This window comes from Streptomyces sp. KLMMK (assembly GCF_036961605.1).
GTDB classification, from domain to species: Bacteria; Actinomycetota; Actinomycetes; order Streptomycetales; family Streptomycetaceae; genus Streptomyces; species Streptomyces telluris.
Map to the genome: position 1 here is coordinate 1 of NZ_JBAMDC010000240.1, position 10,222 is coordinate 10,222.

Here is a 10,222-nt window from a genome sequence, read left to right on the forward strand (position 1 = left end):
GAGGCCGTGGCGGGCGGCACCGGCGCACTGATCGCCGTCGGCGGCGACGGCATGGTCTCCCTGGCCCTCCAGGCCGTCGTCGGCACCCCCGTCCCGCTGGGTGTGGTGGCCGCCGGCACCGGCAACGACTTCGCCCGCGCCGCCGGGCTGCCCGTCCGCGACCCCGCAGCGGCCGGCCGGCTCATCGCCCGGTCGCTCAAGGGCGACGGCGGCCGCCCGGTGGACCTCGGCCGGGCCGGCGGGACGTACTTCGCGACGGTGCTCGCCTCCGGCTTCGACTCCCGCGTCAACGACCGCGGCAACCGGATGCGCTTCCCCACCGGCCGGCTGCGCTACGACGTGGCCCTGCTCGCCGAACTCGCCGCGCTGCGTCCCGTCCCGTACCGGATCCGCCTGGACGACGGCCCGGAGCAGGAGGTCGAGGCGACCCTCGTCGCGGTCGGCAACAGCTCCTCGTACGGCGGGGGCATGCGCATCTGCGCGGACGCCCGCATGGACGACGGGCTGTTCGACATCACCGTCGTCGGCCCGTGCAGCCGCTCCACCCTGCTGAAGGTCTTCCCCCGGGTCTACCGCGGCACCCACCTCGCTCACCCCGCGGTCACCGTGCACCGCGTCGCCAAAGTGTCACTGTCCGCGGCCGGGATCACCGGCTGGGCGGACGGCGAGCCGCTCGGCCCGCTGCCGCTGACCGCCGAGACCGTGCCGGAGGCCGTGCGCCTGCTCGGAGCTGCGGAAAAGGCTGCATAAAAGATCGGGTGCGCTGTCGGGGGTCACCGGTAGGCTCGTAGACAAGATGACCGACGACATGTCCCCTGCTGAGCGCTACGCCCTGTCACGGGTGCGCGCTGCCGAGCAGGCCACCGCGCTCGCACCGTTCCGCGAGATGTACGAATTCGAACTCGACCCCTTCCAGATAGACGCCTGCAAGGCCCTGGAAGGCGGGAAGGGTGTGCTGGTCGCCGCGCCGACCGGTTCGGGCAAGACCATCGTGGGCGAGTTCGCCGTCCACCTGGCCCTCACGCAGGGCCGCAAGTGCTTCTACACGACGCCTATCAAGGCGCTGTCGAACCAGAAGTACAGCGATCTCGTCAGGCGCTACGGCGCCGCCAAGGTCGGCCTGCTGACCGGCGACAACAGCGTCAACGCCGACGCCCCGGTGCTCGTGATGACCACCGAGGTCCTGCGCAACATGCTCTACGCCAACTCCCAGGCCCTCATCGGCCTGGGCCACGTGGTCATGGACGAGGTGCACTACCTCTCCGACCGCTTCCGCGGCGCCGTCTGGGAGGAGGTCATCATCCACCTCCCGGAGTCGGTGACCCTCGTCTCCCTGTCGGCCACCGTCTCCAACGCCGAGGAGTTCGGCGACTGGCTGGACACCGTGCGCGGCGACACCGAGGTGATCGTCTCCGAGGAGCGGCCCGTCCCGCTGTGGCAGCACGTGCTCGCCGGCCGGCGGATGTACGACCTCTTCGAGGAGGAGACGGACCACGGCGGCCGCGGCGCCGCCCGGCGCGAGGTCAACCCCGACCTGCTGCGCATGGCCCGCATGGAGAACAGCCGCACCTACAACCCGCGCGAGCGCCGCCGCGGCAAGATGGTGCGCGAGGCCGACCGCGAGCGCGAGCGCCGCCAGCGCAGCCGCATCTGGACGCCGGGCCGCCCGGAGGTCATCGAGCGCCTCGACGCCGAGGGCCTGCTGCCCGCGATCACCTTCATCTTCAGCCGCGCCGGCTGCGAGGCCGCCGTCCAGCAGTGCCTCTACGCCGGCCTGCGGCTCAACGACGACGAGGCCCGTGCCAGGGTCCGCTCGATCGTCGAGGAGCGCACGGCCGCCATCCCCGACGAGGACCTGCACGTCCTCGGCTACTTCGAGTGGCTCGAGGGCCTGGAGCGCGGCATCGCCGCCCACCACGCGGGCATGCTGCCGACCTTCAAGGAGGTCGTGGAGGAGCTCTTCGTCAAGGGCCTGGTCAAGGCCGTCTTCGCCACCGAGACGCTGGCCCTCGGCATCAACATGCCGGCCCGCACGGTGGTGCTGGAGAAGCTCGTCAAGTGGAACGGCGAGACCCACGCGGACATCACCCCCGGCGAGTACACCCAGCTGACGGGCCGGGCCGGGCGCCGCGGCATCGACGTCGAGGGGCACGCCGTCGTGCTGTGGCAGCGCGCCATGGACCCGGCCGCGCTCGCCGGCCTCGCGGGCACCCGCACGTACCCCCTGCGCTCCAGCTTCAAGCCGTCGTACAACATGGCGGTCAACCTCGTCTCGCAGTTCGGGCGGCACCGCTCGCGCGAGCTGCTGGAGACGTCGTTCGCGCAGTTCCAGGCCGACAAGTCGGTCGTCGGCATCTCCCGGCAGGTGCAGAAGAACGAGGAGGGCCTGGCGGGTTACCGCGAAGCCGTCACCTGCCACCTGGGCGACTTCGAGGAGTACGCCCGGATGCGCCGCGAGCTGAAGGACCGTGAGACCGACCTGGCCAAGCAGGGCGCCGTGCAGCGCCGTGCCGCCGCGGCGACGGCCCTGGAACGGCTCAAGCCCGGTGACGTCATCCACGTCCCGACCGGCAAGTACGCGGGCCTGGCCCTCGTGCTGGACCCCGGCCTGCCGCCCGCCCGCGCCGACCGCCACCGCGGCTACGACGCCCACGACGGCCCGCGCCCGCTGGTGCTCACCGCCGAGCGGCAGGTCAAGCGCCTCGCCCCCATGGACTTCCCCGTGCCGGTCGAGGCGCTGGAGCGGATGCGGATCCCCAAGTCCTTCAACCCGCGCTCCCCGCAGTCGCGCCGCGACCTCGCCTCCGCGCTGCGCACCAAGGCGGGCCACATCGTGCCCGACCGGCACCGCAGGCCCCGGGCGGCCGGCGCCGACGACGCCGAGATCACCCGGCTGCGCGCCGCCCTGCGCGCGCACCCCTGCCACGGCTGCTCCGAGCGCGAGGACCACGCCCGCTGGGCGGAGCGCTACCACCGCCTGCTGCGGGACACCCGTCAGCTGGAGCGGCGCATCGAGGGGCGTACGAACACCATCGCCCGTACCTTCGACCGGATCTGCGCCCTCCTGACCGACCTGGACTACCTCCACGGGAACGAGGTCACCGAGCACGGCAAGCGGCTCGCCCGGCTCTACGGCGAGCTGGACCTGCTGGCCTCCGAGTGCCTGCGCGACGGTGTCTGGGAGGGTCTGAAGCCGGCCGAGCTGGCGGCGTGCGCCTCGGCGCTCGTCTTCGAGGCGCGCATGGCCGACGACGCGGCGCCGCCGAAGCTGCCCACGGGCCCGGCGAAGGAAGCCCTGGGCGAGATGGTCCGCATCTGGGGCCGGCTCGACGCCCTGGAGGAACAGCACAAGATCAACCAGGCGGAGGGGGTCGGCCAGCGCGAGCCGGACCTCGGCTTCGCCTGGGCCGCGTACCGCTGGGCGTCCGGGCACGGCCTGGACGAGGTCCTGCGGGAGGTCGAGATGCCGGCCGGCGACTTCGTGCGGTGGTGCAAGCAGCTGATCGACGTGCTCGGCCAGATCGCGGCGGCGGCGCCGCAGGACGGCAGCACGGTGGCGCGCAATGCGCGGCGCGCGGTGGACGGCTTGCTGCGGGGCGTCGTGGCGTACTCGTCGGTGGGCTGATCCCGGTGCGGCACCGCCGGTCACCGCTGTGACCGGTGGTGCCGCACCGGACGGGGCTAGGCCGCGGCCGCGCTTTCCTGTTCGGCCTCGACCTGCTGGTTCCACTCGGGCTTGGACGCCTGCCAGCCGTCCTCGTCGTGGCCTCGGCGCCAGTAGCCCGACACCGACAGGCGCTCGCGCGGCACCTCCCGCTCCACGCGCAGGTAGCGGCGGAGCTCCTTGACGAAGCCGGCCTCGCCGTGGACGAAGGCCTGGACGTCGCCGGCGGGGAAGTCGAGCGCGCGCACGGCCGCGACGAGGGCCTCGCCGACGGGCGCGGCGCCGCGGTGCAGCCACGTGACCTCGACGCCGTCGGCCAGCTCCAGCTTCTGCTCCTCCTCCGGGCCCGGGATCTCGACGAAGGCGTGCACGCGCGTGCCCGCCGGGATCCGCTCCAGGGACGCGGCGATCGCCGGCAGGGCGCTCTCGTCGCCCGCCAGGAGGTGCCAGTCGACGGCCGGGTCGGGGGAGTACGCGCCGCCGGGGCCGCGGAAGAACACCTCGGCGCCCGGCCGGACGGAGGCCGCCCACGGGCCGGCCAGGCCCTCGTCGCCGTGGACGACGAAGTCGATGGCCAGCTCGCGCGCCTCGCGGTCGAAGGAGCGCACCGTGTAGGTGCGGGTCTTCGGCCACTGCTCGTGGGGCAGGTCGCGGCGGATGATCTCCATGTCGAAGGCCTCGGGATACGTGACACCGGGCACGGGGAAGAGCAGCTTCACGTAGTGGTCGGTGTGCTCGCCCGCGCCGAAGTCCGCGAGGCCCTCGCCGCCGAGCACCACGCGCACCATGTGCGGCGTGATCCGCTCGGTGCGCACTACACGGGCCCGGTTGAGCTTCGGCCGCTGCCGGACGGGACGCTCTGCCATGGTGTCTCCCCTGATCCCCTGATCCTGAAAAGTTAGGTTCACCTAACCTAACAGCTCAGCCGGCGAGGACGCCCAGCAACCGCTGCAGCGAGCCGCCGAGCCCCCACCGTTCGGCCAGGGCGTCGAGCGTCTCCGGGTCCCGTGGCTCCGTCGGCAGCGCCGGATCGAAGGGCGCCAGCGGGACGTCCGACGCCACCCGGACGACCTTCGGGGCCACCGCCAGATACGGCTTGGCCTCGGTCAGGCGCGTGCGCTGCGCCGGGGTGAGCTTCGCCGCCGGGTCGTCCACGGCCGCCAGGATCCCGGCCAGGTCGCCGAAGGCGGCCAGCAGCTTCGCGGCGGTCTTCTCGCCGACGCCCGGCACGCCCGGCAGCCCGTCGCTGGGGTCGCCGCGCAGCAGCGCCAGGTCCGCGTACCCGGATCCGTCCACCCCGTACTTCTCGCGCAGCAGCGCCTCGTCGACCGCCTGGAGCGTGCCCACGCCCTTGAGCGGATACAGCACGCGCACCCCGCGCCGGTCGTCCACCAGCTGGTAGAGGTCGCGGTCGCCGGTGACGATGTCGACCGGGCCGGCGGCGCGGCCCGCGAGCGTGCCGATCACGTCGTCGGCCTCGTACCCCGTGGCGCCGACCCGGGCGATGCCGATCGCGTCGAGCACGGCCTCGATCACCGGGACCTGCGGGGAGAGGGTGTCGGGCACCTCCTCCTCGTCGGGGCCGGTCTCCGTCTCCTCGGCCACCCGGTGCGTCTTGTAGGTGGGGATGAGCTCGACCCGCCAGTGGGGCCGCCAGTCGAAGTCCATGCAGGCCACCAGGTCGTCGGGGTGGTGGTCCTGGACCAGGCGGGCGATGAAGTCGAGCAGGCCCCGCACCGCGTTCACCGGGGTGCCGTCGGGGGCCCGGACGGAGTCGGGCACGCCGAAGTAGGCGCGGAAGTACAGGGAGGCGGTGTCGAGGAGCATCAGGCGTCGCGTCACGGGTCGATCATGCCGCAGACCACTGACACGCCTCCCGCAACCCCGCCCCGCCGATGTGAACCGGGTCACTGTTCCGTTTGCCCGGATTGATCGGGGGCAGGCGCGGCACCGGAGCGGACCCCGCCCTCGGCACGTGTGCCGGAAGCGGGCACGCGGACCGATGCCGCACCGCTCCACGGCCCTGCCACAGGGGGAGGCAGGGCCGTCCTGAGTTCGACCCGAGAGGTGTATGTGTCCAGGCTCCAGGCCGAGCATCTGTACAAGGTGTTCGGCAGACGACCCGAAGCCGCCGTCCGACGGCTCGAAGGCGGCGCCGACCGCGACGAGCTGCGTGCCGACGGCACCACCGCAGCGGTCATCGACGCCTCGTTCGAGGTGGAGGCGGGCCAGATCTTCGTGGTGATGGGTCTGTCCGGATCCGGCAAGTCCACGCTGCTGCGCATGCTCAACGGACTGCTGGAGCCGACCGCCGGCCGCGTCCTCTTCGACGGGGAGGACCTGACCGCCCTGTCCCCGCGCGACCTGCGCACGGTGCGCTCCCGGAAGATCAGCATGGTCTTCCAGCACTTCGCGCTCTTCCCGCACCGCAGCGTGCTGGAGAACGCGGCCTACGGCCTGGAGGTGCAGGGCGTGGCCCGCGCGGAGCGCGAGGAGCGCGCCGCCGAGGCGCTGGAGCTCGCGGGCCTCAAGGGCTGGGAGGCCTCCTGGCCCGACGAGCTGTCGGGCGGCATGCAGCAGCGCGTCGGGCTCGCCCGCGCGCTGGCCACCGACGCGGACCTGCTGCTGATGGACGAGTCCTTCAGCGCGCTCGACCCGCTGATCCGCCGCGACATGCAGGACCAGCTGCTGGACCTGCAGACGCGGCTGAAGAAGACCATCGTCTTCATCACCCACGACCTCAACGAGGCCATGCGCCTCGGCGACCGGATCGCCGTCATGCGCGACGGCCGGATCGTGCAGAACGGCACCGCGGAGGACATCCTCGTGCGCCCGGCCAACGACTATGTGGCCTCCTTCATCCAGGACGTCGACCGCAGCCGGGTGCTGACCGCCGGCTCGATCATGGACCGGGCGGGCCGGGCCTCCGGCGCCGAGGCGTCGGCCACCGTCCCCGCGGCGACGCCCGTCGCCGACCTGTTCGCCTCCTTCGCCCGCAGCGCCGCCCCCGTCACCGTCACCGACGAGCGGGGCGAGCCGGCCGGCGTCGTCACCCGTGACCTGCTGTTCGCCGCGCTCGGCGAGGAGCCTGGGGTGCCCGCTCCGCGGACCTGCGAGCCCGGCGAGCCCGCGGAGGCCGCCACGCCTGCCCGCGCCGACGAGGCGGAGGTGAGCGCCCGTGCCTAGGATCCACTTCGGAAGCTGGGCCGAGGACGCCGTCAGCTGGCTGCAGACCCACCTGAGCGGGCTCTTCGACCTCATCAATACGGTCCTGACCGGCATGTACGACGGGGTGAACGCCGTCCTCGGCGCCCCCCAGCCACTGCTGATGGCCGGCATCCTGGCCGTCGTCGCCTGGTGGCTGCGCGGGCTGCTGCCCGCCGTGCTCACCTTCGCCGGCTTCGCCCTGGTCGACTCCTTCGGCCTGTGGGAGGCGGCGATGGCGACGCTGTCGCTCGTCCTCGTCGCGAGTCTGATCACGCTGCTGGTCGCCGTGCCGCTCGGTATCTGGGCGGCGCGCAGCAGCAGGGTCAGCGGGGTCCTGCGGCCCGCGCTGGACGTCATGCAGACGATGCCCGCCTTCGTCTACCTGATCCCCGGCGTCATGTTCTTCTCGATCGGCCCGATCCCCGGCCTGATCGCGACCGTCGTCTTCTCGATGCCGCCCGGCGTGCGCATGACCGAGCTGGGCATCCGGCAGGTCGACGGCGAGCTCGTCGAGGCCGCGACGGCCTTCGGCACCACGCCGCGCGACACCCTGACCCGGGTGCAGCTGCCGCTCGCCCTGCCCACGATCATGGCGGGCGTCAACCAGGTCATCATGCTGGCCCTGTCCATGGTCGTCATCGCGGGCATGGCGGGCGCGGGCGGCCTCGGCGAGGCCGTGTACGCGGCCGTCACCAAGGTCGACATCGGCGGCGGTGTCGAGAGCGGCCTGGCCGTCGTCGTCCTCGCCATCTACCTGGACCGCATGACCGGCGCCCTCAACCAGCGGGTCTCCCCGCTGGGCCGGCGCGCCGCCGCCAAGGCCGCCTCCGCCGCCCGGGGGCTCGCCTTCCTGCGCTACCGGCCCGGCACGGCCGTCGCCGCCGTCGGCGTCGTCGTCCTCGCGCTGGTCGCAGGCGGGATGAACCTCGCCGGCAACGGCGAGGACCGTCAGAATGTGGCCGCGGGCGCGAACGTGGGCCAGGGCCGGGGCATCAAGCTCGGCTACTTCCCCTGGGACGAGGCCGTCGCCACCACCTACCTGTGGCAGAACATCCTCGAGGACCGCGGCTACAAGCCGGACGTCAAGCAGCTCGACCCCGGGCCGCTGTACACCGCGCTGGCGCAGGGGCAGATGGACCTGCAGTTCGACTCCTGGCTGCCGACCACCCACAAGCAGTACATGGACCGCTACCGCGACAAGCTCACCGACCTGGGCGCCTGGTACGGGCCCACCTCGCTGGAGCTGTCCGTGCCCGACTACGTCAAGGGCGTGGACTCGCTGGAGGACCTCAAGGGCAAGAGCGCCCTGTTCGGCGGGAAGATCGTCGGTATCGAGTCCAGCGCGGGCATGATGGGCACGCTCAACGACAAGGTCCTCAAGGAGTACGGACTGGACGGCGAGTACAAGGTCGTCTCCTCGTCCACCTCCTCGATGCTCGCCGACCTCGACCGGGCCATCAAGAAGAAGGAGCCCATCGTCACCACCCTGTGGTCGCCGCACTGGGCCTACGGCAAGCACCAGCTGAAGAAGCTCAAGGACCCCAAGGGAGCCTGGGGCAAGGGCGAGGAGATCCACGCCGTCGGCAAGAAGGACTTCGGCAAGGACTTCCCCGAGGTCACGGCCTGGCTGAAGGACTTCAAGCTGTCCGAGAAGGACCTCGCCTCCCTGGAGGTCGAGATCCAGAACGGCGGGAAGGGCAAGGAGAAGGAGTCCGCGCGCCGCTGGCTGGACGCCCACCCGGGCCTCGCCGACAAGCTGGCGCCTGTCCGCCACTGACGAACAGGCGTACGGTGGGGCGGTGGTCCCGCCCAGGAGCAGCCGCCCCGCCGTACGCCGTGTCGTCTCCCTCGTGCCGTCGCTGACGGAGGCCGTCGCCGCGACCGAGCCCGGGCTGCTCGCCGGCGCCACCGACTGGTGCGACCACCCGGCGGGGCTGGACGTCGTACGGATCGGCGGCACGAAGAACCCCGACACGGCGCGCATCGCCGCCCTCGCGCCCGACCTCGTCCTCGCCAACGAGGAGGAGAACCGCGCACCCGACCTCGGCGCGCTGCGCGCCGCCGGGCTGGAGGTGCTCGTCACCGAAGTGCGCACGCTGCCCCAAGCGTTCGCCGAGCTGGAGCGGGTCCTGGTGCGCGGCTGCGGCCTGGCCCGGCCCGCGTGGCTGGCCGACGCGGAGGACGCGTGGCGGGACGTGCAGGCCGCCGGGCCGGCCGTCCGGGCCGTGGTGCCGGTCTGGCGGCGGCCGTGGATGGTCCTCGGCCGGGACACGTTCGCCGGTGACGTCCTCGCCCGGCTCGGCGTCGTCAACGTCCATGCGGGCCACCCCGAGCGCTATCCGCGCATCCCCCTCGACGAGCTGAACGCGTGCGGCGCCGAGCTGGCCGTCCTGCCCGACGAGCCCTACCGCTTCACGCGCGACGACGGCCCGGAGTCCTTCCCCGGGCTGCCGTGCGCGCTCGTCAGCGGGCGTCACCTCACGTGGTACGGACCCTCACTGCGGGAAGCGGCTGAGGTGCTGGGCGCGGCGCTGCGAGCAGCCGGCCGCTGACCAGGCCGTGCGCGGTGCGGGCGGCCGCCACCGCCCAGGCGGTGACCAGCAGCGCGTACAGGCCCACCGACAGCCAGGTCAGGGCGTGCAGGCCCGTGTGGCGGGACAGGGCCGCGGCGCCGGTGACGCAGGTGCCTATGGGGAAGGTGAAGGCCCACCAGGTCATCGCGAAGCCCATGCCCTGCCGGAACGCCCGCAGCACCATGGCGGTGGCCAGGGCCAGCCACAGCAGCGCGAAACCCATCACCGGCGCCCCGTACAGCACGGCGAACGGCGCCGCCGCGTGCGCGTACGGGGCGGGGAGCGCGCCCTGCGCGGCGTCGGCGAGGTTGCCGACCGCGGTGGTCGACTGGCCCAGCGGGCCCAGGACGAGGAAGAGGGCCGGGGTCAGCGCGAGCGGCAGCGGGCCGTGGTGGATCAGCCGCGCGAAGACCGCGGGCAGGATCAGCAGGGTCGCCAGGAGGCTCATCCCGAAGAGGCCGTAGCAGGCCAGCACCATCGCCGCCCGCCACTGGCCGGCCGGCAGGTGCGGAACCAGGGCGGGGCCCAGCGCGGCGGACACCATCGGAGCGACCACGGGCAGCAGCCACACGGGGGAGGCCTGGCCCGGCTCGATGCGGTGCCGGGTCACCATCAGGTACGGGATGCCCGTCGCCGCGGCCAGCCCGGTCACGGTGCCCGCCACCCACAGCACGGCGTCCGCGGTGACGGCCGCGCCCTGGCCGACGACCCCCGAGCCCACGGACAGGGTGGCCCCGCCGACCGCCAGCAGCGCCATCGCCGCACAGCCGTAGAACGG

General features: G+C 73.0%; 7 protein-coding genes and 1 pseudogene. 5 read left to right on the forward strand and 3 right to left on the reverse strand.

What is annotated here, in order from left to right:
• Nucleotides 1-750: diacylglycerol kinase family protein (locus tag V7793_RS26195; protein WP_336010544.1), on the forward strand; the 750-nt coding region annotated here is incomplete at its 5' end.
• A gap of 46 nt (nucleotides 751-796) precedes the next feature.
• Nucleotides 797-3,625 (forward strand): DEAD/DEAH box helicase, encoded by a 2,829-nt coding sequence (locus V7793_RS26200; protein WP_336010546.1) that lies wholly within the window; start codon nucleotides 797-799, stop codon nucleotides 3,623-3,625.
• A 56-nt stretch (nucleotides 3,626-3,681) separates the two neighbouring features.
• Here the strand turns inward: V7793_RS26200 and V7793_RS26205 are convergent, their stop codons facing one another.
• Both V7793_RS26205 and V7793_RS26210 read right to left on the reverse strand, forming a co-directional pair.
• Entirely contained in the window at nucleotides 3,682-4,530 is an 849-nt protein-coding gene (locus V7793_RS26205) for a siderophore-interacting protein (protein ID WP_336010549.1), read from the reverse strand.
• A gap of 55 nt (nucleotides 4,531-4,585) precedes the next feature.
• Nucleotides 4,586-5,491: a 5'-3' exonuclease gene (locus tag V7793_RS26210; RefSeq protein ID WP_336010562.1), complete on the reverse strand. Its 906-nt coding sequence runs from the start codon at nucleotides 5,489-5,491 to the stop codon at nucleotides 4,586-4,588.
• A gap of 246 nt (nucleotides 5,492-5,737) precedes the next feature.
• On the opposite strand from V7793_RS26210, the gene V7793_RS26215 reads away from it, so the two are divergent.
• From V7793_RS26215 to V7793_RS26225, 3 genes and pseudogenes are all read left to right on the forward strand, one after another.
• Nucleotides 5,738-6,850, forward strand: a complete 1,113-nt coding sequence (locus V7793_RS26215; protein WP_336010551.1) for a quaternary amine ABC transporter ATP-binding protein — start codon at nucleotides 5,738-5,740, stop codon at nucleotides 6,848-6,850.
• A pseudogene (locus tag V7793_RS26220) lies at nucleotides 6,843-8,639 on the forward strand (ABC transporter permease/substrate binding protein); the annotation flags it as partial. The gene V7793_RS26215 and the pseudogene V7793_RS26220, both read left to right, overlap by 8 nt.
• A gap of 31 nt (nucleotides 8,640-8,670) precedes the next feature.
• On the forward strand, nucleotides 8,671-9,423 hold the full coding sequence (locus tag V7793_RS26225; RefSeq protein WP_336010557.1) for a helical backbone metal receptor: 753 nt from the start codon (nucleotides 8,671-8,673) through the stop codon (nucleotides 9,421-9,423).
• Here the strand turns inward: V7793_RS26225 and V7793_RS26230 are convergent.
• A partial coding sequence (locus tag V7793_RS26230) for a C4-dicarboxylate ABC transporter (RefSeq protein WP_336010559.1) occupies nucleotides 9,350-10,222 on the reverse strand: 873 nt, incomplete at its 5' end. The genes V7793_RS26225 and V7793_RS26230 overlap by 74 nt on opposite strands.

What these genes read in the sequence shown, in the direction of transcription:
- V7793_RS26200 (WP_336010546.1), top strand. Translation starts at nt 797, where the DNA reads ATGACCGACGACATGTCCCCTGCTGAGCGCTACGCCCTGTCACGGGTG.
- V7793_RS26205 (WP_336010549.1), bottom strand. Translation starts at nt 4,530, where the DNA reads ATGGCAGAGCGTCCCGTCCGGCAGCGGCCGAAGCTCAACCGGGCCCGT.
- V7793_RS26210 (WP_336010562.1), bottom strand. Translation starts at nt 5,491, where the DNA reads ATGCTCCTCGACACCGCCTCCCTGTACTTCCGCGCCTACTTCGGCGTG.